The following is a 23,437-nucleotide window of genomic DNA, read 5'->3' as shown; positions in this document are numbered from 1 at the left end:
CCTTGCCGGGTGCGGAACTTCGCAGACCGGAGAACCCCATGGACATATCCACGCAAGCACCCGCGCCACCGGCGCCCGCAGACCGACCCTCACCAGCCGAGCAGAAGCGCGCCGCCCGCGGCGCCACCCGCCCCGGAGACCGGATCTTCCTCGGCCTCTCCCGCGGCGCCGGCATCCTGCTCCTGGCGGTCATGGCCGCGATCGCGGTCTTCCTGACCTACCGCGCCGCCCTCGTCCTGCCGAAGAACGACGGCAACTTCCTCACGACCTTCGAGTGGAACGCGACCGCGGAACCGCCCGTCTTCGGCATCGCCGTGCTCGCCTTCGGCACCGTCGTCACGTCGGTCATCGCCATGCTGATCGCGGTCCCGGTGGCCGTCGGCATCGCGCTCTTCCTGACGCACTACGCGCCGAAGAAGCTGAGCGGCCCCATCGCCTACGTCATCGACCTGCTGGCCGCCGTGCCCTCCATCGTCTACGGCCTGTGGGGCGCCCTCTTCCTGGTACCGCACCTGGAAGGCATGTTCGGCTGGCTCGACGACTACTTCGGCTGGACCGGCATCTTCGCCTGGCAGGGCGGCGCCCCGCGCTCCCTGCTCACCGTCGGCATCCTGCTCGCCATCATGATCCTGCCGATCATCACGAACGTCTCCCGCGAGGTCTTCAAGCAGGCCCCCCTGATGCACCAGGAGGCGGCCCTCGCGCTCGGCGCCACCCGCTGGGAGGTCATCCGCATGTCGGTGATCCCCTTCGGCCGCTCCGGCGTGATCTCGGCCTCGATGCTCGGCCTCGGCCGCGCCCTCGGCGAGACGATGGCCGTCGCCACGGTCCTCTCCCCCGACTTCCTGATCCACGCCAGCCTGCTCGACCCGGGCGGCGGCACGTTCGCGCAGAACATCGCGGCCAAGTTCGCCGAGGCCAACGACAACGGGCGGGACGCCCTCATCGCCTCCGGCCTGGTCCTCTTCGTCATCACGCTGATCGTGAACGGCGCCGCCCGTCTGATCATCGCCCGCCGCAAGGAGTACTCGGGGGCCAACGCATGAGCCACACCCTGAACAGCCGGCCCCCCGCCCAGCGCCCCTCCTCCCTGCGCGCCGCGCGCCTGCCCCGCTGGTCCCCCTGGGCCATCGCGATCGGCTCCATCGCGATCGGCTGCGCCATCGGCCTGGGCGCGGGACTGTCCAGCCGGATCCAGTGGGGCCTGCTCGCCGCCCTGTTCTTCGTCCTCGGCACCTACGGGATCGCCGCGAAGGTCGAGGGCAGCCGCCAGGCCAAGGACCGGGTCGCGACCAGCGTCGTCTGGGTCGCCTTCGTGCTGGCCGTGCTGCCGCTCGCCTCCCTCGTCTACGAGACGGTCAAGCGCGGCATCAAGGTCCTCGACCCGTACTTCCTGACCCACTCGATGGGCTTCGTCACCAGCTCCCAGACGGGCGGCGGCATCTACCACGCCCTCATCGGCACCCTGGAACAGGTGGGCATCGCCACCCTGATCTCGGTCCCGATCGGCCTGCTGACGGCGATCTACCTGGTCGAGTACGGCCGCGGGAAACTGGCCAAGGCCGTCACGTTCTTCGTCGACGTCATGACGGGCATCCCGTCCATCGTCGCGGGCCTGTTCATCCTCTCCTTCTGGATCCTGATCCTCGGCTTCGGCTACTCCGGCTTCGCCGGCGCGATGGCCCTGGCCATTCTGATGATCCCGGTCGTGGTCCGCTCCACCGAGGAGATGCTCAAGCTCGTCCCGAACGAGCTGCGCGAGGCGTCCCTGGCCCTCGGCATCCCGAAGTGGCGCACGATCCTCAAGGTCGTCCTGCCGACGTCGATCGGCGGCATCATGACCGGCGTGATGCTGGCGGTCGCCCGCATCGCGGGCGAGACGGCCCCGGTCCTGCTGCTGGTCTTCGGCAACCCGCTGATCAACACGAACCCGTTCGACGGCCCCCAGGCCTCGCTGCCGCTCTACATCTACGAGCAGTACGCGAAGAGCGCCGGCAGCCCGGCCGCGTACGACCGGGCCTGGGCCGCGGCCCTCGTGCTGATCGCCTTCATCATGATCCTCAACCTCGTGGCCCGCGGCATCGCCCGCTGGAAAGCCCCGAAGACGGGCCGCTGACGCGGCTGTGACTCAGCGACTCGAACTCTCGGAAGCGAAGTAACTCCCATGGCCAAGCGAATCGACGTAAGCGGACTCACCGCCTACTACAGCTCCCACAAGGCGATCGAAGACATCTCCATGACGGTCGAGCCCCGCTCGGTGACGGCCTTCATCGGCCCCTCCGGCTGCGGCAAGTCGACCTTCCTGCGCACCCTCAACCGCATGCACGAGGTGACCCCCGGCGGCCGCGTAGAGGGCAAGGTGCTCCTGGACGACGAGGACCTGTACGGCTCCCACATCGACCCGGTCGCCGTGCGCCGCACCGTCGGCATGGTCTTCCAGCGCCCCAACCCCTTCCCCACGATGTCGATCTTCGACAACGTCGCGGCGGGCCTGAAGCTCAACGGCAGCTACAAGAAGTCCGAACTCAGCGACGTCGTCGAGAAGTCCCTGAAGGGCGCCAACCTCTGGAACGAGGTCAAGGACCGCCTGAACAAGCCCGGCTCGGGCCTCTCCGGCGGCCAGCAGCAGCGCCTGTGCATCGCCCGCGCGATCGCGGTCGAGCCCCAGGTCCTCCTCATGGACGAGCCCTGCTCGGCCCTCGACCCGATCTCCACCCTCGCCATCGAGGACCTGATCGGGGAGCTGAAGGAGCGCTTCACGATCGTCATCGTGACGCACAACATGCAGCAGGCGGCCCGCGTCTCGGACCGCACCGCGTTCTTCAACCTGGCGGCCGTCGGCCAGCCCGGCAAGCTCATCGAGATCGACGAGACGGAACGCATCTTCTCCAACCCGTCGGTCCAGGCCACGGAGGACTACATCTCGGGCCGCTTCGGCTAGGCCCACCCGTTCCCCTCGTGGCGCTGCATGGCGGTGCCGCCACGAGGAAAGAGAGAAGACCCGCCCCCGTACGGGGGCGGGTCTTCGATCTTGGGGGCGCGGGGAACTGAGCGCTCGGCCCCCACCGAACGGTCAGCCGAACGCCAGCCAGACGATCCCGTACGACGCGGCGGCGACCAGCGCCGCCGCCGGCATCGTGATGAACCACCCGATGACGATGTTCTTGGCGACACCCCACCGCACCGCGTTCACGCGCTTCGTCGCACCGACACCCATGATCGCCGACGTGATGACGTGCGTCGTGGAGATCGGCGCGTGGAACAGGAACGCCGAGCCGAACATGATCGAGGCACCCGTGGTCTCGGCGGCGAAACCCTGCGGCGGGTCCAGCTCGATGATCTTGCGGCCGAGCGTGCGCATGATGCGCCAGCCACCCGCGTACGTACCGAGCGACAGCATCACGGCACACACGATCTTGACCCAGACCGGAATCGGGTCCTCGAACGTCTCGTGGCCGCCGATGACCAGCGCCATGACCACGATGCCCATGGTCTTCTGCGCGTCCTGGAGACCGTGGCCGAGCGCCATGCCGGCCGCCGAGACCGTCTGCGCGATACGGAATCCGCGCTTGGCCTTGTGCGGGTTGGAGCGCCGGAAGAGCCACATGATGGCGGTCATCACCAGGTAACCGACGACGAGACCGATCACCGGCGAGGTGAACATCGGGATGACGATCTTCTCCCACACCCCGGACCAGTAGACGGTGGTCCCGCCCGCGAGGGCGGCACCCACCATTCCACCGAACAGGGCGTGCGAGGAGGACGAGGGAAGCCCGAAGTACCAGGTGATGAGGTTCCACACGATGGCGCCGGCGAGGGCCGCGAACAGAATGCCCATGCCCTTGTCGCCCTCGGGGGTCGCGATGATCCCCTCACTCACCGTCTTGGCGACACCGCTGCCGAGAAAGGCGCCGGCGAGGTTCATGACGGCGGCCATGGCGAGCGCCGCGCGAGGCGTCAGCGCACGGGTGGAAACGGAAGTGGCGATGGCGTTCGCAGAGTCGTGAAAGCCATTCGTGTACGTGAATCCGAGCGCGACGCCGATCGTCACGATCAGGGAGAAGGTGTCCATGAGCCGGCCTCAGGACTCCTTCACGGCGATGGTCTCCACCGTGTTAGCGACGTGCTCGAACGCGTCGGCGGCCTCTTCCAGCACATCCACGATCTGCTTCAGCTTGAGCACCTCGATGGCGTCGTACTTGCCGTTGAAGAGCGTGGCCAGAAGCTTGCGGTGGATCTGGTCGGCCTGGTTCTCGAGACGGTTGACCTCGATCCAGTACTCGGTGAGGTTGTCCATCGTCCGCAGACTGGGCATGGCCTCGGCGGTCAGCTCGGCCGCCCTGGCCAGGACCTCGATCTGCTGCTCGACACCCTTGGGGAGTTCCTCGACCTGGTACAGGACGACCAGGTCGACGGCCTCCTCCATGAAGTCCATGATGTCGTCGAGGGACGACGCGAGGTTGTAGATGTCCTCGCGGTCGAACGGCGTGATGAACGAGGAGTTCAGCTGGTGGAAGATCGCGTGGGTGGCGTCGTCACCGGCGTGTTCGGCTGCCCGCATCCGCTCCGCGATCTCGGCCCGGGCGGAGGAATCCGCCCCGAGCAGTTCCATCAGGAGCTTCGAGCCCGTGACGATGTTGTCCGCGGATGCGGCGAACATGTCGTAGAAGCTCGTCTCCCTGGGGGTCAGACGAAAGCGCACGTGGGGTCCTCGGGGTGCTCTGGATTGGGTCAGGCTGATGCTAGGCGCATCATCCGGCCACGGCTAACCGGCGTTCCCCCAGTGTCGCCCATCAGGCACAGTGATCAGCACTGGGTCCCGCGTACCGGCCGGGGACGCGGAAAATCCGGTACCATATACCCACCGGGGGTATATGGACGCAGGACAACGGGAGGTCGGACACGATGACCACGGACGCGACGCGGACCGCGGCACAGACCGCGACCGAAGCAGAGCCCACGGCCGAGATCGTGACCGACCACGACCGGGGCATCCACGGCTACCACCACCAGAAGGACGAACACCTCAAGCGCCTGCGCCGGATCGAGGGCCAGATCCGCGGGCTGCAGCGGATGGTGGACGAGGACGTCTACTGCATCGACATACTCACCCAGGTGTCCGCCTCCACGAAGGCCCTGCAGTCGTTCGCGCTGCAGCTCCTGGAGGAGCACCTGCGGCACTGCGTGGCGGACGCCGCGCTCAAGGGCGGCGACGAGATCGACGCCAAGGTCGAGGAAGCCACGAAGGCGATCGCGCGCCTGCTGCGGACGTGACATGTGCGACGGCCCGCGGGCCGTCGCACACGCCGATACCCATCAGTGCTGGTCGTCCGGGTCGTCGGGCAGCGCCTCGGCGACCCGCAGCACCTCGTCGATCCGGCCTGCGCTGAGCCGTCCCTCGGAGACGGCGGACGCCGCGATGATCAACTCACCGCAGAGCTCGATCTCGGCGAGGGCGACGTGGTCCTGAACAGCCGTACCGCCCAGCGGAGCCACGTGCATCACCCCTTCCGCGGTTGCGACTCCATGGAGTCGGCTTCCTAGAGTAGGCAGCCGCTCACGCCCGGCGCATGGCACGGAAGAACCATTTCCGGCCCCCTACTTCTCGGCGACCTGCCCCGCGAAGATGTCCTTCTTGTCCGGGAGCCGGACCTTCGCGGGCTTCCCGAACCCGTGCAGCAGCGTCGTCGAGGCGACGGCCACGTTCTTCTTCCGCTGCCCGCCCCGCTGATCGTCGGAGAAGCTGAAGCGGAGGGTGATCCTGCGGATCAGGCCGTCGTCGTCGAGGTACACGTCGAACGGCACGGGCGAGGTGCCGAACCCTTTCGCCGCGGCGGCCAGCGCCCGCCGGTTCCCCTTGGACGCGGCCTTCGCGGCGGCGCCCAGGTCGACGTTCCCCTTGTAGTGCCGGGTCGGCACCCCGGCGACGTCGCTCTCGCCCCCGTACGTCACCTCGCGCGCCCCGCGCAGCAGTTCGGCGGCGGCCAGCGGATCGGTCGCGCCGCCGGTGACGAGGTTGCCGTCGTTCAGGGTCGTGGTGTCGACCCGCACCCACTTGTCGTCGGGCACGCCCGCGCCCCGGTTCTTCATGTAGAGGGCGCCGGGCGCGAGGAGTTCGGTGATCGGCCGGTGCTCCTGGGCGCCGGCGGCGTCCTGCGGCAGCTGCACCCGCAGCTGTCCGAGCCCGGCCCGGTAGTCGTAGACGCCCTCGCCCCGGATGGTGACCCGGGTTCCACCGCTGGCCATCTGCATCGACGTACGCGCCTCGGAACTGCCCTCGCGGATCAGCCGGTCGGGAGCGTCGCGCACGGCCGTGGCCGGATCCCCGTTCCGGTCCCCGGCCTCGGCGCCTCCGCCGCATCCGGCCGCACCTGTCACGACGCCCGCCAGGGCGACGGCCGCTGCCGCCGCTCTCCTTGCCGAGTGCCCGTGCTGCTGCACCACCATCGCTTGTTCTACCCCCAAGCCCGTCTGTGCGTTGTGCGGCCCCCTGTCCCTTCGGTTAACGACGAGTAGGTGCAGCCGTCACGCGAACGGGGGCTTTACAGAGGCGTTCACCCGGCACCGCTACCGTGTCGCCGTGGATCGGCAACAGCGGGAAGAGCGGCTTCCGGAAAGCCCATCGCACACGACCACCGTCGTGGAGCAGGGAAGATTCTGTCTCGCCCGCTGCACCTGCGGCTGGCGCGGACCGGCCAGGAGGGCGCGCAGCAGGGCCCGTACGGACGCGCAGGAGCATGTCGACTCCGCTTGACGGGGTAGCGGGAACCCACGGCCCCCGGTTCACGTCTCGTACCCCGGGAGCTACGGAAAGGCGTGGTCGGGCATGGGCATGGAGCGACGTACGTTCATAGCGGCCTCGGCGGCCGCACTCACCGCGGGAGCGGTCTCGGCGTGCTCGGGATCGTCGGGCGGCGACTCCGCGGCCTCCGCACCGCCGTCCTCCGCCTCCTCCGCGGCGCGCTCCACCACCGCGAGCGCCTCCGCCGCCACGAAGGCGGCGGCGGACCTCAGCGGGCTCGCCAAGGACCTCGACGGCTCCCTCGTCCGCCCCGGGCAGGCGCAGTGGGCGGCGGCGCGCCAGCTCTACAACACCCGCTACGACGACCTGAAACCGACGGCCGTCGCGTACGCGGCACACCCCGACGACGTCCGCACGGCGCTCGCGTACGCCCGCGCCCACAAGGTCCCGGTCGCGATCCGCAACGGCGGGCACTCGTACGCGGGCTGGTCCTCCGGTGACGGCCGGCTGATCCTCGACGTCTCCCGCATGAAGTCGGTCCGCGTCTCCGGGTCCGGGGCGGTGGTCGGCGCGGGCGCCAAACTCATCGACGTGTACCGGGCGTTGGCCGCCAAGGGCGTCACGATCCCGGCGGGCTCCTGCCCCACGGTCGGCGTCTCGGGCCTCACCCTCGGCGGCGGCCACGGCGTGGTCTCCCGTGCCTACGGCCTGACCTGCGACAGCCTCACCGGGGCCACGCTGATCACGGCGGACGGCAAGGAGCTGACCGCCGACTCCTCGACGAACAAGGACCTGTTCTGGGCGCTCCGCGGTGCGGGCAACGGGCAGTTCGGCGTGGTCACGGAGCTCCGCTTCAGGACCCACCCGGCCCCGCAGGCGGTGTCGGCCTACATGTCCTGGCCCTGGTCGAGGGCGGCCACGGTCCTCAAGGCGTGGCAGAAGTGGGGTCCCGACCAGCCCGACGAGATCTGGTCGTCGCTGCACGTGGCGGGCGCGGCGGGCGGCAGGCCGACGATCTCGGTCTCCGCGTTCTCCCTCGGCACGTACACCGAGCTGCAGAACGCGGTGGACCGCCTCGCCGACGGCCCCGGCGGCCCGGGCTCCGCCTCCTCGGTCTCCCTCAAGCGCCACTCGTACGAAGAGGCCATGGAGATCTACGCGGGCTGCTCCGCCTTCTCCTCCGACGCACAGTGCCATCTGCCGGGCGCCACCCCCGGCCGCTCCCCGCAGGGCGCGCTGCAGCGCGAGACGTACGCGGCGCACTCGGACTTCTTCGACAAGAACCTCTCGGACGCGGGCGTGCGCACGCTCCTGCGCCGGCTGGAGTCGGTCTCGGCGGGCGCGGGCTCCGTCGCCCTGACGGCGCTGGGCGGCGCGGTCAACCGGGTCGACCCGACGGCGACGGCGTTCGTCCACCGCCGCTCGCGGATGCTCGCGCAGTACATCGTGAGCTGGCGGGCGGGCACATCCGGCACGACGGCCCGCGACTGGCTGAAGAAGACGCACGACGCGATGCGCCCGTACGCGTCGGGGGCGGCGTACCAGAACTACACGGACGCGACCCTGAAGGACTGGAAGCGGGCCTACTACGGCGACGCGGCCACCCGCCTCACGAAGCTGAAGAAGCAGTACGACCCGACGGCCTTCTTCACTTTCCCGCAGGCGCTGTAAGCGCCCCGAAGGGGCGCGGGGAACTGCGCGAGAACCCCCACCGACCCGCGCCCGGCGACGAGCGGAGCGCCTACGCGGCGAGGTCCCGCTCCTCGGGCGCCCCGGACGACGCGTCCCGGGCCCCGGGAATCTCCAGCGCCCCGGCCGGAGGCTCCGGCGCCCACACCAGCCGGGAAACCCGCCCGGCCCGCCCGACCACGCGGGCGACCGGCGTGATCAGCGCCGAGGCGAGCGGCGACAGCAGCAGCGCCACGGCCGTCCCGAGCGCGAACCCGCCGACCACGTCGGTCGGGTAGTGCACGCCCATGAAGACCCGGCAGAACCCTTCGAGCGCGGCGAGCCCGATCGCGACGAACCCGAACTTCCGGTTGGCGACGAAGAGCCCGGCGGCGATGGCCATGGCCAGGGTCGCGTGATCGCTCACGAACGAGAAGTCGTTCTTCCCGTCCACCAGAACTGTCAGACCGTCATGGTCCTTGAAGGGCCGGGGCCGTTCGACGAATCCCCGGATCGGCACGTTCACCAGCACGGCGACGGCGGCGGCGAGCGGCGCCCACACGACGGCGGCGACGGACGAGGCGGCGTCGTCGAGGGTCTCCCGCTTGCGCGCCCCCCACCAGCACCACAGCACCACGAGGACGAGCCCGAGCAGGATCCCGTACTCGCCGACGAACTCCATGGTCCGGTCGAACCAGCCGGGCGCACCCTCGGCCAGGCCGTTGATGTCGTAGAGCAGCGTGACGTCAGGGTTCGACCCGGAAGTCTCGAGTGCTGCGAGTGCCTCGAGTCCAGCCATAGTTCAACGGCCCCTTCATCATCTGCGTACTACCGGCGTCGGCCACCCCCGTGGTCTTTGTTCGGCTCAGCAAGAGGAACGCACAGCCTCACTCCCTACGTTCCACACTCCACCGAATGATCACGCAGACGTTATCGAAGAGAGACACGAACCCGCAGCTCAGAGCCTGACGCTAACGGAGAGTTCCAGCCACGTCACACTTCGGGGGAAGCGGTCGGCAGCGCTTTCGCGCCATCCTCCGTCACCCGGGTCGCCCCGAAGTAGTCGGGGGTGTCGATGGGGTCGAACCGGATGACGGCTCCGGGGCGCGGGGCGTCGATCATGTAGCCGCCGCCCACGTAGAGCCCCACGTGCCGGATGGCGCGGCTGTTGCTGAGGTCGTCGGAGAAGAAGACGAGGTCCCCCGGCAGCAGCTCGTCCCGCTTGGGGTGCGGACCCGCGTTGTACTGGTCGTTGGCGACACGCGGCAGCTCGATCCCCACGGCCTCGTACGCGGCCTTGGTGAGCCCGGAGCAGTCGAACCGCCCGCCCTGGTCCGCCGTCCCGTTCCCGCCCCACAGGTACTCCGTGCCGAGCTTCTTCTGCGCGTAGTAGATGGCGGCCGCGGCCTGCTGCGAGGGCTGCACGCGCCCCACGGGCCTGGCGAAGGACTTCTCCAGCGTCGTGATGGTCTTCACGTAGTTCTGGGTCTCGCGGTACGGGGGCACGCCCTTGTACTTGATGACGGCGTACGCGCCCGCGTTGTAGGAGGCGAGCATGTTCCTGGTCGCGTCGCCGGGCACGTCCTTCACGTACGAGGCGAGCTTGCAGTCGTAACTGGCCGCGGAGGGGATGGCGTCGTTCGGGTCCCAGATGTCACGGTCCCCGTCCCCGTCGCCGTCCACCCCGTGGGCGGCCCAGGTCCCCTCGATGAACTGCGCGATGCCGTACGCCTTGGCCGGCGACCTGGCCTCCGGATTGAACCCGCTCTCCTGGTACAGCTGGGCGGCGAGCAGCGCCGGATTGATGGCGGGGCAGAGATTGCCCCACTTCTGCACGAGCGACTGATAGGCGGCCGGAACCGCACCCTTGGCGAGCCCGACAGCCCCCTGCCCGACCCCGTTCGTCAGGCTGCCGGCGGCCATATAGGTCCCCACGACCAGCAGGGTCACGAACCCGGTCCCCCCGGCGACACCCGCGCCTGCGACGATCCACGCCTTACGCACCGTCAACCGCCCTTCGCCGCACGGGAGTCCACCGACGCCACAGTGTAGGCGCGGCGCCATTCATTGCTCCACGTAATCGCACGTGATACACAGAGTGACCTTACGTTTCTTCGTATACGGATCCGTCCCACCGGCATCCGGCACACCACGGAACGTGGGCACGACGGAGAAACTCAGCCAAGGAATGGCGCCAAGTAGGCAGGCACCGGCGACATTCTGAGGAAGAATGGGCCTGACCTCTGCGCTGCGGCGGGGGCGACAGAACTACCCACATGGGGCGGTGAGTTACACATGCTGCTGGCAGCCGAAAAGGGCGACATCACGACCATCATCGGCGGGATCGCCCCCGACTGGGGCCCGTTCGGGAGCCTGGGCAACGAGGCACGCGTGATGATCGAGGTGGTGATGGCGGTAGCCATCCTGCTCTGCCTCGGGATCGCGATCTGGGGCGCGGCCAAACAACGGATCGGGGCGACGGCGCTGCGCGACACGTTCAGCGCGGAGCAGGGCAAGGGCCTGATCATCGCGGGCCTGACCGGGGTCTTCATCATCGGGTCTCTCGGCACTCTCTTCACCATCGTGTACGGCATGGCCGTCTAGCCCGGCTCACGCGCCGTCAGTTTCGGTGCGGCCCTGTCCGGTTACCTCTCTCTTCATCCCCTGTCCCGCTCGTCCCGTCGTGCCCACCGGCTGAGGTTGCGTCTCCCTGATGTCGAGTCACCACACCGCGCCCGCGCGGGAACCAGCACGGCTACCGTCGTATCCGGCGATGGTTCGGCATGAGGTTGAGGGGGCGTACGCGGAATGAGTCTCGACGGCCGGCAAGGGGACGACGACCTCTACGGCGGCACCGGCCAGACCCGGACGCGGCTCCCCGAGGGCTCCGACGTGTACGGGGGCGCGCGCAGACCGGGCCGCTCCTCGTCCCGCTCCCTCATCACGGTGGTCGGGGTCGTGGTGCTGCTCATCGCGGCCATCGCCTTCGCGAACCGGGGCGGCGACGACGAGGACGCCTCCGGCGGGACCGGGACGTCCGGGTCCGGGGCGACGACGTCCCCCACGGCCCCGACCGGCACCAAGCCGACCGGCTCGGCCTTCGCCCACGACGAGCAGGGGGCGCAGTCGGCCGCGGCGAATTACGCGGTGCGGCTCGGTGGGGACGGCATGTTCAACCCGGGCCGGCGGCACGAGATCGTGCAGGGCCTGGCTGATCCGAGCACTCTCGACCGCCTGCAGTCCGGTTTCGACGCCGACTACTCGCAGTCGTTCCTGAAGTCCGTCGGCCTGGATACCGAGGGGCGCGCACCAGCGGGCACCGCGTTCGTGAACCGTACGTTGCCCGCAGGCACCAAGGTCACCGACTTCAGCAGCAACCGCGCCACCGTCGCGGTCTGGTGCAACGGCCTGTTCGGGCTGACCGGCGACTCCTCCAAGAACCCGGTGACCACCAGTTGGTTCACCGTGACCATGAAGCTGAACTGGAGCGGCGGCGACTGGAAGGTCCTTGAGACACGCCAGAAGACCGGCCCCACACCGGTCAACGGCGACAATCCCGTCTCCGGTTCCGACGAGATCGGCGACGCGGTCAAGGACTTCGGAGGGTTCACATATGCCCGGTAGCCCACGCCGCGCACTCAAGATCACTGCCGTTGTCGCTGCCGTGCAGCCCGCAATGGTCCTCCTCACAGCGCGGGCATTCGCCGCCCCCGAGGACGACCCCTGCAGCCTCATCGCCGGCCCCGCCAAGAAGTACTGCGAACGGGACGACAAAAGCTCCGGCTCCACCGGAGGTACCGGCGGCACCATGCCCGACGGCACCACCAACCCGCTCGACCCCCTGTCCAGCCTCGCCAAGGGCTGCGCCGACGCCGCCGCCTGGACCGTCGACAAGCTCAGTGAGGCCGTGCGGAAGACGGCCGAGGTCGACTTCACCAACGAGAAGTTCCTGCAGCAGTACGCCGTCGTGTTCGCCGCGTCAACGATCCTCACGCTCCTGCTGTGGCTCCTCGCCGTGGCCAAGCGGGCGGTGCGCGGCGTCCCCCTGAGCACCGCGATCTCCGAGGCCGTGGGCTTCCTCTGGCTCACCGTCCTGGCCTCCGCCTTCACCCCGCTGATCCTGTACACCGTCGTCTCCGCGGCGGACGGGGTCACCGACGTCCTGGCGAAGGCGACCGGCAATCAGACGGACGCGTTCTTCGGCACGTTCTCCGAGGCCCTGAAGAAGGGCGACGACATCGGCGGCGGACCGATCATGCTGATCGTCGTCTCGCTGGTGTCGATCGTCGCCGCGGGCGTGCTGTACCTGGAGCTGTACCTGCGCGCCGTCCTGCTCTACGTCGGCGCGCTGCTCGGCGTCGTCGTGTACTCGGGGCTCGTCGACAAGAACCTGTGGGGCCATGTCCGCCGCTGGGTCGGGATCATGGTCGCCGTCATCCTGGTCAAACCGGTGATCGTCATCGTGCTGGGCCTGGCCGGGGCGCTGTCCAGCAGCGACGACGGCCCGGACTCGCTCGCGGCCGTCGTCTCCGGCCTCGCCATCGTCCTGCTGGCCATCTTCGCGAGCGGCATGATCTACCGCTTCGTCCCGGGCTTCGGCGACGAGATGGCCAACGTACGCAAGAACCGCATCATGCAGGGCGCGGAGGGCAAGGCCGCGGCCGCGTTCACCTCGCCCGCCGCGCTCGTCTCCCAGGGCATCAAGACCCACAGCTCCCGCGCGGACAACGGAGGTTCGAACGGGGGCGGCGCCAGCCAGGCCCGCCCCTCCAACCCCGCGTCCGGTGGTGTGGCCGCGCACAGCACGCGCTCGGCCGGTTCAGGGGGCGGCGGCGGAACTGTCCCCTCCGCCGCACCCCCGCCCCGCACCAGCCCCACGAACACCCCGCACGCGAGCCGCCAGGGCGGGACCGGGAAAACCGGTAACAACAGCAACAGGCAAGGAGGTGCAGGGCGTTGACGACCCAGTCCCATGTGTCCCCTCCGGTCACGCCCCGCCGTACATATCTGATCGGCCGGGCCCGGCCGAACGCGATCGTCGGCAGGAACCGCGAGTCCGGCGAGCTCTTCCTGATCATCGCGGGCGCGTTCCTCGGCATGATGTGCGGGCTGCTGGTGCCCGTCCTGTCCCTGCGCATCGTGCTGCTCATGGGTTTCCCGCTGGTCGCCCTGGCCGCGGTCTACGTCCCGTACAAGCACCGCACGTTCTACAAGTGGTTCGAGATCAACCGGAGTTACAAGCGCCAGCTCAAGCGCGGCAGCGCCTACCGGTCCCGCCCCATGGAGGCCGGCACCCGGCTCGACGGGCGGGAGATCGAGGTCGGGCCGCCGCCCGGCATCGGCCGGCTGACCTGGCTCGCCGCGCCGTTCGGACCCGACGAGATCGCCGTGCTGCTGCACGCCGACCGGCGGACCGTCACCGCCGCCATCGAGATCGAGGGGCCCGGCGTCGGACTGCGCGACTCCGAGGACCAGGAGGCGCTCGTCGACCGGTTCGGGACGCTGCTCAAGCACGTCGCGAACGGGGACGGGTTCGTCACCCGCCTCCAGATGCTCGCCCGGACGCTTCCCGCCGACCCGGACGCGCACGCCAAGGACGTCGCCATGCGCGGCGACGACCGCTCGCTGGGCTGGCTGCAGGAGTCGTACGACCAGCTGCAGTCCATGGTGTCGACCAGCAGCGAGCAGCACCGGGCCTACCTGGTGGCCTGCATGCACTACACGCGCGAGCTCGCCGCCGAGGCCAACGCCATGGCCCGCGCCTCCCGCCCCAAGTCGGGCCGGAAGGTCGACCGGGACGCGGGTCTCGCCGTCGTCATGGCGCGTGAGCTGACGGACATCTGCTCCCGGCTCCAGGAAGCCGACATCCGCGTACGGCAGCCGCTCGGCCAGGGACGTCTCGCCTCGCTCATCCACTCCATGTACGACCCGGACCACCCCATCGACCACATCCAGGCGATGACCAAGCGCAACGCGTGGCCCGCCGAGCTCGACGCCATGGAGCCCACCTACCTCCAGGCGAAGACCCGCGAGTCGTCGACGCGCGCGCCGTGGTGCCACGCCACCGCCTGGGTGAAGGAGTGGCCGATGACGCCGGTGGGCGTCAACTTCCTGGCCCCGCTGCTCGTCCACACGCCGGATGTCATCCGCACCGTCGCCGTCACCATGGACCTCGAACCCACCGAGGTCGCCATCGAGCGCATGCTGACCGAGAAGACGAACGACGACGCGGAGGCGTCCCGCGCCGCCAAGATGAACCGGACCGTCGACCCGCGCGACGTCGCCGCCCACGGCCGCCTCGACCAGCGCGGCGAGGACCTGGCGAGCGGCGCGGCCGGGGTCAACATCGTCGGCTACATCACCGTCTCGTCCCGCAACCCGGACGCGCTCGCCCGCGACAAGCGCACGATCCGGGCCTCGGCCGGCAAGTCGTATCTGAAGCTGGAGTGGTGCGACCGCGAACACCACCGGGCGTTCGTGAACACCTTGCCGTTCGCCACCGGCATCCGACGGTAGAAGGAAGGCGCGCTCATGCGGGACCCGCTGTCGATGCTCACGGACGCCTTCACCTCCTTCCTGTTCGGGAAGGTGGAGACGACCCGGCTGCCCGTGCGTACGTCGACGGGGCAGGCGCAGGCCGTCTATCTGCCGACGGCCGCGCCCGGACTCGGTGACTCAGGCGTGATCATCGGGCGCGAGGTGTACTCGGGCAAGGGCTACATCTACGACCCCTTCCAGCTGTACGGACAGCAGCTCCCGGCCCCGCACTGGCTCGTTCTCGGCGAGTCCGGGAACGGCAAGTCGGCGCTGGAGAAGACGTACGTACTGCGGCAGTTGAGGTTCCGCGACCGTCAGGTCGTCGTCCTCGACGCGCAGGGCGAGGACGGGGTGGGCGAATGGAACCTCATCGCCCAGGAGCTGGGGATAACTCCCATCCGCCTCGACCCGACGGCCGCCCTGGACATGGGCATCCGGCTCAACCCGCTCGACCCCGCGATCACCACGACGGGCCAGCTGGCGCTGCTCCGCACGATCATCGAGGTCGCGATGGGGCACAGCCTGGACGAGCGCTCCGGCTTCGCCCTCAAGGTCGCGCACGCCTACGTCAACGAGACGATCGTCGAGCGCCAGCCCGTCCTCACCGACATCGTCGAGCAGCTCCGCCACCCCGAGCCGGAGTCCGCGGAAGCGATGAACGTGGCCATAGAGGACGTACGCGCATGGGGACTCGACGTCGCCCTCGTCCTGGACCGGCTCGTCGACGGTGACCTGCGCGGCATGTTCGACGGCCCGACGACGGTCGGCATCGACCTGGACGCGCCGCTGATCGTCTTCGACCTGTCGCACATCGACCGCAACTCGATCGCGATGCCGATCCTGATGGCGATCGTGGGCGTATGGCTGGAGCACACCTGGATCCGGCCGGACCGCAAGAAGCGCATCTTCCTGGTCGAAGAGGCGTGGCACATCATCAACAGTCCCTTCGTGGCGCAGCTCTTCCAGCGCCTGCTGAAGTTCGGGCGGCGGCTCGGCCTGTCCTTCGTCGCGGTGGTCCACCACCTGTCCGACGTGGTGGACGGCGCGGCCGCGAAGGAGGCGGCGGCGATCCTCAAGATGGCCTCGACGAGAACGATCTACGCGCAGAAGGCGGACGAGGCACGGGCCACGGGCCGGGTCCTCGGCCTGCCACGGTGGGCGGTGGAGATCATCCCGACGCTCACCCCCGGCATCGCCGTATGGGACGTCAACGGCAACGTGCAGGTGGTCAAACACCTGGTCACCGAGACCGAACGCCCCCTCGTCTTCACGGACCGCGCGATGACCGAGTCGTCGGACGACGCCTTCGACACCGACGACGCCCTGCACGCCGCCGAACTGGAGGCGGAGGAACGGGCGGCGGCGTTCGTCGAGCAGCGTCTCGGCGACTCCTCCGAGTCCACGGTGGCGTGACGCCGATGCGGGAGAGAGAACGCGCGCGGGAGCGCGAAGGGGGCATCCCCGACGGCCTGCTGATCGGCGTCCTGGCGTTCCTGCTGGGCATGACGATCCTGGTGTGGACGGCGACGGGCCTCGCGGGCCGCTTCGCGAAGGGCGCGTGGCCACAGAATGTGACGTTCGGTCACACTCCCCTGGCCATGCGCCACTTGATCGGCAAACCGCACGACGTCCCGGGCGCCTGGCCGAACACCCCGGCGGACCAGCTGTCGGGCTACGGCCTGTTCTGGGGCCTGTTCATCGGCCAGCTGATGATCCTGGTCGTCCTGACGATCTTCGTGGCGAGCACGCTGGCGAGATGGCGAGCGGTCCGTAAGGCAGCGCCGCGTCAGGGGCGCGGGGAACGACGCGGGCAACCACACGCGACCGACGCGTACGGACCAACCGATGGGGGCCCGGGGGCGCAGCCCCCGGTTTCGGGACGGGAAGGGGAGGAGGGGGCGACCTCCAAGCCCTCGGTCACCACCCCACAGCAACTGCCCCCACAGCCTGTGGACGCACGACCGACGGAACGGATTCCGGAGCCGGAGCCGGAGCCGGAGCCCGAGCCCGAGCCCAGCCTGGAAACGATCCAGGTCCCGCCCCCGCGCACCGCCCCGCCCGCCCCCCTCCACCTGGGCCCCCCGAAGGACCGTCACCCCCGCGCGATCGAAGCGATCCGCGAGGCGGCGGGCCCGGCCCTGGTCATCACCTCGGCCCCCGAGGTCTGGCAGGAGACGAAGGACGCCCGGGCCAAACTCGGCCCGGTCCTCCTGTACGACCCGTCGCACCTGTGCGACACCCCGGCCCGGCTGCACTGGAACCCGGCGGCCGGCTGCGGCGACCGCGCCACGGCGGCGCAGCGGGCGACGGCCCTGCTCGCCCCGATAAGGCCCACGGCCAAGCTCGACTCGGCCGTGGCCGAGACGGCCGACACCCTGCTGCGCAGCTATCTGCACGCGGCCGCGATCGACGGCAAACCGTTCCGCCACGTCCACCGCTGGGCCCAGGGCAGCCAGGTCCAGGAGGCCGTACGCATCCTCCGTACGCACCCGAAGGCGGTCTCGGGCACCGCGGGCGAACTGGAGGCGGCGCTCACCGCGCACCCCGAACGCCGTGACATGGCGCAGGAGTTGACGGCCCGCGCTCTGTCCTCCCTCTTCTCGGTGCACATCCGCGAGTCCTGCACCCCGAACCGAACTGATGCGCTGACCCTGGATTCCTTCATCGACGAAGGGGGCACCCTTTATGTGGTGGGTGAACCCATCGAGGACCCCAAGGGAAATCCCGGTGCGATGCCCCTGCTGACGGCCATCGCCTCGAGCGTGGTCGAGCATGGCCGCCGCATGGCCGAACGGTCACCCGCCGGCCGGCTCGACCCACCAATGACGTTCGTCCTGGACGACGTCGCGGCGGTGGCTCCGCTTCCCCAACTGCCGGAGCTGCTGTCCACCGGAGCGGACCGGGGCTTTGAGACCCTGGCCCTGCTCCGGTCCCGGGAGCAGGGACGTTCCCGCTGGCCGGACGCCGAACTCCCGCTGACCTAGCGGGCGTCGGCGACGTAGAGCTTCAGGAACGCGCGCACGCCGCCCTCCACCCGGCGGTCGATCTCGGCGTCGGACATCGGCACCACCCCGAAGAACGTGTCCACGGTGACGGTCCCGGCGATCAGCAGGGTGAAGTACCGTGCCGCCTCGCCCGAGTTGGCCTCGTCGACGGCGAGCAGCCCCTGCCCGCCGAGCCTCACGAACGCCGCGGCCACCGCCTCGTGCACGGCCCGCGGCCCGGTCGTCTGCCACTCCTGGATGACGTCGCCCGGCAGATGGGCCCCCTCCGCGATGATCTGGCGGACGAGGAGCATGTGGTCGCCGTGCTCGCCGCGTCGCCCCATCCACTCCCGCGCGAGGGCGCGCAGGTCCCGCTCGACGTCCGTCACCTTGGCCAAGTGCTTCTCGATGAGCGCGACTTGGGCGGCAGTGACGGCCCCCGCGCTGTCGAGGAGCGCCTCGCGGAAGAGTTTCTCCTTGCCGCCGAAGTGGTTGTAGAGCGTGCGCGTCGAGACCCCGGCCTCGGCGGCGATCTCGTCGATGCCCGCACGCGAGTAGCCCTCGCGCCCGAACACCGTGCGCGCGCCGCGCAACAGGGCCTGCCGCTTCTCGATCGTGCCCCTGCGCGCGCCCGCCGCCTGGTCAGCCATGCTCCGCTCCTCCGCCGTACGCCCCGTCCAGCCTAGGCCCACGGACCTAGGTACAACGACGGTTGCACTTGCTACAACCACGGTTGTACTTTACCGGCATGGCAACCGAACCCCCGGTCTCGGCGGCCCGCGAAGTCGGCGGCAGCCGCCCCACGCTCACCCTTCTCGTCGTCCTGCTCGGCATGCTCACGCTCCCGATGGCGATGTCCGGCACCACGGTGGCGCTGCCGCGCATCGGCGCCGACCTCGACGCCTCCGGCGCGACACTGCAGTGGGTGGTCGTCGGCTATTTCCTCGCCGCTTCCTCGTTCATGCTGGTCGCGGGCTCGCTCGGCGATCTGTACGGCCGCCGCCGGATCCTCACGGCGGGCGCCGCGCTCTACACGGCAGGCACCCTCGCCTCGGCCCTCGCCCAGAACATCCTGGCCCTGGACGCGGCCCGGATCCTCTCCGGCGTCGGCGCGGCCGGCGTCATGGCGTCCGGCGGCTCCCTGCTCGCCGCCACGTTCACCGGCCCGGCCCGCACCCGCGTCTTCGCCTCGCTCGGCACCACGGCGGGCCTCGGCCTCGCCTTCGGCCCGACCTTCTCCGGCTGGCTGGTCGACGCGCTCGGCTGGCGCGCCACCTTCCTGTCGTACGTGGCCGTGGGCGCGGTCATCCTCATCGGCACCCGCCTGATGAGCGAGTCCCGGGCCGACATCAGGCCGCGGGTCGACAAGGCGGGCGCGGCGTCCTTCATCGCGGGCCTGGCCCTCGCGCTGTTCGCCATCACCCAGGGCTCCAAGGCGGGTTGGGGCTCGGCCCGGACACTGCTGCCCGCCGCGCTCGCGGTGGCCCTCCTCGTCATCTTCGTCCGGGTGGAACAGCGGCTCGTCCGCACCGGCTCGGGCCGCCCGATCCTCGACCTGCGCCTCACCCGCAACCCCGCCTTCCTCGGCTGGGCCGTCGGCTCCTTCGGCCTGGCCGCGGGCACCACCGGCGCCCTCACCTTCCTGCCCACCTACCTCCAGGGCGCGGGCGGCACATCGGCCCGCGCCGCGGGCCTGACCCTGCTCCTCATGACGGTCCCGGTGCTGGCCCTGCCGCCGCTCGGCGCCCGCCTGGTCAACCGCGGGGTCCCCGCCCGGCACCTGCTGGTCCTGTCCCTGCTGCTGATCGGGGCGGGCAACGCCTGGCTGACCACGCTCCACCCCGGCATCTCCGTCGCCGGTCTCGCCGGACCGCTGCTCACCATCGGCGCGGGCCAGGGCCTGTCCATCGGCCTCATCGACGCCCAGGCCATGTCGATGGTCGCCCCGTCCGAGGTCGGCATGGCCTCCGGCTTCCTCAACACGGTCCGCGGCGGCACCGGCGCCGTCATGCTCACCGTCTTCGGCGCCCTGCTGCTCGCCGCCCTCGCGTCACGGCTCGGCTCGAACGAGTCGGCGGCGCGGGTGGCGGCGGGCGCGGGCGGCCACACGGCGGAGTTCACGCAGGCGTGGCGGGTGACGCTGTGGACGGTGACGGGCCTGATGGCAGCGCTGGCAGCACTCACCTGCACGTTGCTGTCCACCGCTGTGGGCAGGCGTTCCGCCCGGCGGAACGGGTGGGCCGAGCCCCCGGCGCAGAGCTCTTCCGAAGCAACGACCACTACCGCCCGCTGAGCACACTCACCCCCAGGGAGACCCTGAAAATGACCAGCACCAGCACCCCGCTCCGCATCGCGGTGATCGTCGGCTCCACGAGGGACGGCCGGCTCGCCCCCACGGTCGGCGCCTGGTTCATGACCCAGGCCACCGCTCACGCCCCGCAGACCCATTTCGACGTCATCGACGTGGCCGACCTGGACCTCCCCGACACACACCCCTCCTGGGGCCACGAACGCACCCAGGAACAGGCCGAGTTGGCGGCTCGCGTCCAGGACGCCGACGCCTACGTGATCATCACGCCGGAGTACAACCGCAGCTTCCCGGCCCACCTGAAGCACTTCATCGACCTGCACCACACGGAATGGCAGGCCAAGCCGGTCGGCTTCGTCTCGTACGGCGGTGTCGGCGGCGGCCTGCGCGCGGTGGAGCAACTCCGCCTGGTCTTCGCCGAGTTGCACTGCACCACGGTCCGCGACGGCGTCAGCTTCCACCGCGCGACCCCGGACCTCTTCGCGGCGGACGGCCCGGCCCACGACCCCGAGGGCGCGGCCGCCGCCGCCAAGATCCTGCTCGACCAGCTGGACTGGTGGGCCCACGCCCTGCGCACGGCCCGCGCCGAACGCCCGTACCGCTAGAGGGACTTGATCTCCATCTCGTACTCCACCTTGGAAGGCTCGGAGGGGTCGCCCGGCAGCGGGACGACCTCTCCGGTGCGTACGAAGCCGAACTTCCGGTAGAAGCCCTCGGCCCGCGCGTTGTCCTGGTGGACGTGCAGCCGCACCCGCTCCAGGCCCTCCAGCGAGAACGCCCACGCGCACCCGGCCGCGAACAGTTCCCGGGTCACGCCGCCGCCGCGCGCCTCCGGCCGTACGTACACGGCGACGAGCTGCGCCTGCCGCCGCTCGATGCGCCGCTCGAAGAAGTCCTCCGAGCCCGCCTCCTCGACCAGGGCCACCAGGCTCCCCAGCCACTGCCCGCCGTCGGCGACGGCCACGAACTGCCGCGCCGTCATCCCGTGGGAGGCCCCGGCCGCCCGGTCCTGCCAGTGGGAGTCGGGCCGCGCGAGCGCCGTCTCGTACGTCTCGAGGTAGGCGATGGGCGCCGCCGGATCCCGCAGCGCGACGAGCCGCAGCTCCTTCACGGCCTGCCATTCATCGGCCCGTACCGGCCGCACCTCGTAGTCCATGCGCCGCACCCTAAGGTTTGCCCGTACCGGGGTTCCACCCAAAAAAATCTCCAAGAGAACCTTCCGGCGATGTCGAGAACCGGCGGCCCGCTCCGTCCCTGCTATGAACGGCACGACAGCGACCAGCGTCAAGGAGAACCGTCATGGCCAAGTACCTGCTCCTGAAGCACTACCGCGGCGCACCGGAATCGGTGAACTGCGCCCCCATGGACCAGTGGACCCCCGAGGAGGTCACGGCCCACATCCAGTACATGCAGGACTTCGCGAGCCGCCTGGAGAAGAGCGGCGAGTACGTCGACGGCCAGGCACTCGCCCCCGAGGGCGCCTGGGTCCGCTACGACGGCGAGGGCCGCCCGCCGGTCACCGACGGCCCGTTCGCCGAGACGAAGGACCTCATCGCCGGCTGGATGGTCATCGACGTCGACACGTACGAGCGCGCCGTCGAGCTGGCCGGTGAGCTCTCGGCCGCGCCCGGGGCGGGCGGCAAGCCGATCCACGAGTGGCTGGAGCTGCGCCCGTTCCTGCACGCCCCGGACACCACCACCGAGTGCCACTGACCGCGACGGGACCCGGCTGAACCCGATGGACGAGACGCTGCTGCGCAGCCTCACCCCGAGCGTCCTCGCCGTCCTCGTCCGCCGCGGAGCAGATTTCGCGGCGGCCGAGGACGCGGTGCAGGACGCCCTCGTCGAAGCGGTGCGTGTCTGGCCCGCCGATCCGCCGCGGGACCCGAAGGGCTGGCTGATCACCGTGGCCTGGCGCCGGTTCCTCGACGCGACCCGGGCGGACATGGCCCGGCGCCGCCGCGAGGACCGGGAGGACGAGGAGCCGCAGCCCGGCCCTGCCGCCACCACGGACGACACGCTCCAGCTGTACTTCCTGTGCGCGCATCCCTCGCTGTCCCCGTCGTCGGCGGTCGCGCTCACCCTGCGCGCGGTGGGCGGTCTCACCACTCGCCAGATCGCCCGGGCCTATCTGGTCCCCGAGGCGACGATGGCGCAGCGCATCAGCCGTGCCAAGCGCACGGTCTCCGGTGTCCGCTTCGACCAGCCCGGCGATGTGGCCACCGTCCTGCGCACCCTCTACCTGGTCTTCAACGAGGGCTACTCCGGCGACATAGACCTGGCCGCCGAGGCCATCCGTCTCACCCGTCAGCTCGCGGCGGCGATCGACCACCCCGAGGTGGCCGGCCTGCTGGCCCTCATGCTGCTGCACCATGCGCGCCGGGCCACCCGGACCACGCCCGACGGCAGCCTGGTCCCCCTCGCGGAGCAGGACCGCACCCGCTGGGACACGACGGCGATCGCGGAGGGCATCAAGATCCTTCAGGCGGCCCTGGCCCGCGACCGCCTGGGGGAATTCCAGGCCCAGGCCGCCATCGCGGCCCTGCATGCCGACGCCCTCACCGCCGAGGAGACCGACTGGGTCCAGATCGTCGAGTGGTACGACGAACTCGCCGCCCTCACCGACAGCCCCGTGGTCCGGCTGAACCGTGCGGTGGCGGTGGGCGAGGCCGACGGCCCCCGCGCCGGCCTGGCGGCCCTGGCGGAACTGGACGCCTCCCTGCCCCGCCACACCGCGGTGGCGGCCTATCTCCATGAACGCGACGGCGACCTTACGAAGGCGGCCGGCCTGTACGCGGAGGCCGCCCGGAAAGCCCCCACCCTGGCCGAACGCAACCACCTGACCCGCCAGGCGGCCCGCCTGAATTCCACACGCTAGAAGAAAAAGGACCCTAAACGCAGAAAATCCCCGTGCTGAAAAGCACGGGGGTTTCCCATAAAATTTGTTCGGCGGCGTCCTACTCTCCCACAGGGTCCCCCCTGCAGTACCATCGGCGCTGTAAGGCTTAGCTTCCGGGTTCGGAATGTAACCGGGCGTTTCCCTCACGCTATGACCACCGAAACACTATGAAACTGTCAACCGGAGTCGTGGCCTATGACTACGACGGTTGTTCGTGGTTTCAGAACCAACACAGTGGACGCGAGCAACTGAGGACAAGCCCTCGGCCTATTAGTACCGGTCACCTCCACACCTTACGG

The 23,437-nt window shown here is 70.1% G+C and carries 23 protein-coding genes and 1 rRNA gene; 15 read left to right on the top strand and 9 right to left on the bottom strand.

Translation table 11 applies throughout. The features are described 5' to 3' along the window. The first annotated feature begins 38 nt into the window (after nucleotides 1-38). The 3 genes from pstC to pstB are packed head-to-tail and all read left to right on the top strand — an operon-like array spanning nucleotide 39 to nucleotide 2,941. Nucleotides 39-1,046: a phosphate ABC transporter permease subunit PstC gene (gene pstC, locus B072_RS0100120; RefSeq protein ID WP_018527892.1), complete on the top strand. Its 1,008-nt coding sequence runs from the start codon at nucleotides 39-41 to the stop codon at nucleotides 1,044-1,046. After that, nucleotides 1,043-2,116 carry a phosphate ABC transporter permease PstA gene (gene pstA / locus B072_RS0100115; RefSeq protein ID WP_018527891.1) on the top strand — a complete coding sequence of 358 codons (1,074 nt, stop codon included), beginning with the start codon at nucleotides 1,043-1,045 and terminating at the stop codon, nucleotides 2,114-2,116. Before pstC ends, pstA begins: the two co-directional genes overlap by 4 nt. A gap of 48 nt (nucleotides 2,117-2,164) precedes the next feature. Continuing rightward, nucleotides 2,165-2,941, top strand: a complete 777-nt coding sequence (gene pstB / locus B072_RS0100110; RefSeq protein WP_018527890.1) for a phosphate ABC transporter ATP-binding protein PstB — start codon at nucleotides 2,165-2,167, stop codon at nucleotides 2,939-2,941. A gap of 132 nt (nucleotides 2,942-3,073) precedes the next feature. Here the strand turns inward: pstB and B072_RS0100105 are convergent, their stop codons facing one another. Together B072_RS0100105 and B072_RS0100100 are read right to left on the bottom strand one after the other, a co-directional pair. Further along, complete coding sequence (locus B072_RS0100105; RefSeq protein ID WP_018527889.1) at nucleotides 3,074-4,072, bottom strand: inorganic phosphate transporter; 999 nt, start codon at nucleotides 4,070-4,072, stop codon at nucleotides 3,074-3,076. Between the two features lie 9 nt (nucleotides 4,073-4,081). Beyond that, the gene (locus B072_RS0100100) at nucleotides 4,082-4,702 is read right to left on the bottom strand and encodes a DUF47 domain-containing protein (RefSeq protein WP_026245290.1); all 621 of its coding nucleotides are present in this window, start codon (nucleotides 4,700-4,702) and stop codon (nucleotides 4,082-4,084) included. A gap of 203 nt (nucleotides 4,703-4,905) precedes the next feature. On the opposite strand from B072_RS0100100, the gene B072_RS0100095 reads away from it, so the two are divergent. Continuing rightward, nucleotides 4,906-5,274 carry a metal-sensitive transcriptional regulator gene (locus B072_RS0100095; RefSeq protein ID WP_018527887.1) on the top strand — a complete coding sequence of 123 codons (369 nt, stop codon included), beginning with the start codon at nucleotides 4,906-4,908 and terminating at the stop codon, nucleotides 5,272-5,274. A gap of 42 nt (nucleotides 5,275-5,316) precedes the next feature. Here B072_RS0100095 and B072_RS0100090 read toward each other — a convergent pair whose 3' ends face one another. Together B072_RS0100090 and B072_RS0100085 are read right to left on the bottom strand one after the other, a co-directional pair. After that, nucleotides 5,317-5,502: a hypothetical protein gene (locus tag B072_RS0100090; protein WP_018527886.1), complete on the bottom strand. Its 186-nt coding sequence runs from the start codon at nucleotides 5,500-5,502 to the stop codon at nucleotides 5,317-5,319. Between the two features lie 96 nt (nucleotides 5,503-5,598). After that, on the bottom strand, nucleotides 5,599-6,447 hold the full coding sequence (locus tag B072_RS0100085; RefSeq protein ID WP_026245288.1) for a hypothetical protein: 849 nt from the start codon (nucleotides 6,445-6,447) through the stop codon (nucleotides 5,599-5,601). A 385-nt stretch (nucleotides 6,448-6,832) separates the two neighbouring features. Between B072_RS0100085 and B072_RS0100080 the strand changes: the two genes are divergently transcribed. Next, entirely contained in the window at nucleotides 6,833-8,413 is a 1,581-nt protein-coding gene (locus B072_RS0100080) for an FAD-binding oxidoreductase (protein WP_026245287.1), read from the top strand. A 70-nt stretch (nucleotides 8,414-8,483) separates the two neighbouring features. On the opposite strand, the gene B072_RS0100075 is transcribed toward B072_RS0100080, so the two are convergent. Further along, entirely contained in the window at nucleotides 8,484-9,209 is a 726-nt protein-coding gene (locus tag B072_RS0100075; RefSeq protein ID WP_018527883.1) for a phosphatase PAP2 family protein, read from the bottom strand. A 194-nt stretch (nucleotides 9,210-9,403) separates the two neighbouring features. After that, entirely contained in the window at nucleotides 9,404-10,414 is a 1,011-nt protein-coding gene (locus B072_RS0100070; RefSeq protein ID WP_026245286.1) for an NlpC/P60 family protein, read from the bottom strand. A gap of 291 nt (nucleotides 10,415-10,705) precedes the next feature. Between B072_RS0100070 and B072_RS0100065 the strand changes: the two genes are divergently transcribed. The 6 genes from B072_RS0100065 (at nucleotide 10,706) to B072_RS0100040 (ending at nucleotide 17,931) form a co-directional block, all read left to right on the top strand. Then, nucleotides 10,706-11,014, top strand: coding sequence for a hypothetical protein (locus B072_RS0100065; protein ID WP_018527881.1), 309 nt, complete (start codon nucleotides 10,706-10,708; stop codon nucleotides 11,012-11,014). Nucleotides 11,015-11,218: 204 nt separating this feature from the next. Then, complete coding sequence (locus B072_RS0100060; RefSeq protein WP_018527880.1) at nucleotides 11,219-12,034, top strand: hypothetical protein; 816 nt, start codon at nucleotides 11,219-11,221, stop codon at nucleotides 12,032-12,034. Then, the gene (locus B072_RS0100055; RefSeq protein WP_026245285.1) at nucleotides 12,024-13,370 is read left to right on the top strand and encodes a hypothetical protein; all 1,347 of its coding nucleotides are present in this window, start codon (nucleotides 12,024-12,026) and stop codon (nucleotides 13,368-13,370) included. Before B072_RS0100060 ends, B072_RS0100055 begins: the two co-directional genes overlap by 11 nt. Then, nucleotides 13,367-14,926 carry an SCO6880 family protein gene (locus B072_RS0100050; protein WP_026245284.1) on the top strand — a complete coding sequence of 520 codons (1,560 nt, stop codon included), beginning with the start codon at nucleotides 13,367-13,369 and terminating at the stop codon, nucleotides 14,924-14,926. The genes B072_RS0100055 and B072_RS0100050 overlap by 4 nt, the downstream gene beginning before the upstream one ends. Before the next feature lie 15 nt (nucleotides 14,927-14,941). Then, nucleotides 14,942-16,360 (top strand): ATP-binding protein, encoded by a 1,419-nt coding sequence (locus B072_RS0100045; protein WP_018527877.1) that lies wholly within the window; start codon nucleotides 14,942-14,944, stop codon nucleotides 16,358-16,360. 5 nt (nucleotides 16,361-16,365) lie between these two features. Continuing rightward, nucleotides 16,366-17,931: a type IV secretory system conjugative DNA transfer family protein gene (locus B072_RS0100040; protein WP_018527876.1), complete on the top strand. Its 1,566-nt coding sequence runs from the start codon at nucleotides 16,366-16,368 to the stop codon at nucleotides 17,929-17,931. Here the strand turns inward: B072_RS0100040 and B072_RS0100035 are convergent. After that, complete coding sequence (locus B072_RS0100035; protein WP_018527875.1) at nucleotides 17,928-18,581, bottom strand: TetR/AcrR family transcriptional regulator; 654 nt, start codon at nucleotides 18,579-18,581, stop codon at nucleotides 17,928-17,930. The genes B072_RS0100040 and B072_RS0100035 overlap by 4 nt on opposite strands. Before the next feature lie 98 nt (nucleotides 18,582-18,679). Between B072_RS0100035 and B072_RS42085 the strand changes: the two genes are divergently transcribed. Both B072_RS42085 and B072_RS0100025 read left to right on the top strand, forming a co-directional pair. Beyond that, nucleotides 18,680-20,224 carry an MFS transporter gene (locus B072_RS42085; protein WP_018527874.1) on the top strand — a complete coding sequence of 515 codons (1,545 nt, stop codon included), beginning with the start codon at nucleotides 18,680-18,682 and terminating at the stop codon, nucleotides 20,222-20,224. 29 nt (nucleotides 20,225-20,253) lie between these two features. After that, nucleotides 20,254-20,844, top strand: a complete 591-nt coding sequence (locus B072_RS0100025; protein ID WP_018527873.1) for an NADPH-dependent FMN reductase — start codon at nucleotides 20,254-20,256, stop codon at nucleotides 20,842-20,844. On the opposite strand, the gene B072_RS0100020 is transcribed toward B072_RS0100025, so the two are convergent. Further along, the gene (locus B072_RS0100020; RefSeq protein WP_018527872.1) at nucleotides 20,841-21,395 is read right to left on the bottom strand and encodes a GNAT family N-acetyltransferase; all 555 of its coding nucleotides are present in this window, start codon (nucleotides 21,393-21,395) and stop codon (nucleotides 20,841-20,843) included. The two genes, B072_RS0100025 and B072_RS0100020, sit on opposite strands and share 4 nt — an antisense overlap. Before the next feature lie 143 nt (nucleotides 21,396-21,538). Here B072_RS0100020 and B072_RS0100015 point away from each other — a divergent pair, with 143 nt between their 5' ends. Both B072_RS0100015 and B072_RS0100010 read left to right on the top strand, forming a co-directional pair. Further along, on the top strand, nucleotides 21,539-21,952 hold the full coding sequence (locus tag B072_RS0100015; RefSeq protein ID WP_018527871.1) for a YciI family protein: 414 nt from the start codon (nucleotides 21,539-21,541) through the stop codon (nucleotides 21,950-21,952). Nucleotides 21,953-21,977: 25 nt separating this feature from the next. Continuing rightward, complete coding sequence (locus tag B072_RS0100010; RefSeq protein WP_018527870.1) at nucleotides 21,978-23,117, top strand: RNA polymerase sigma factor; 1,140 nt, start codon at nucleotides 21,978-21,980, stop codon at nucleotides 23,115-23,117. A 66-nt stretch (nucleotides 23,118-23,183) separates the two neighbouring features. Here the strand turns inward: B072_RS0100010 and rrf are convergent. After that, nucleotides 23,184-23,300: ribosomal RNA gene (rrf, locus tag B072_RS0100005) — 5S ribosomal RNA — on the bottom strand. Nucleotides 23,301-23,437 lie beyond the last annotated feature (137 nt).

The organism is Streptomyces sp. HmicA12 (assembly GCF_000373565.1).
Taxonomy (GTDB): Bacteria; Actinomycetota; Actinomycetes; order Streptomycetales; family Streptomycetaceae; genus Streptomyces.
The sequence above is the reverse complement of the archived record's forward strand: the minus strand, read 5'-3'. Positions and strand labels throughout refer to the sequence as shown.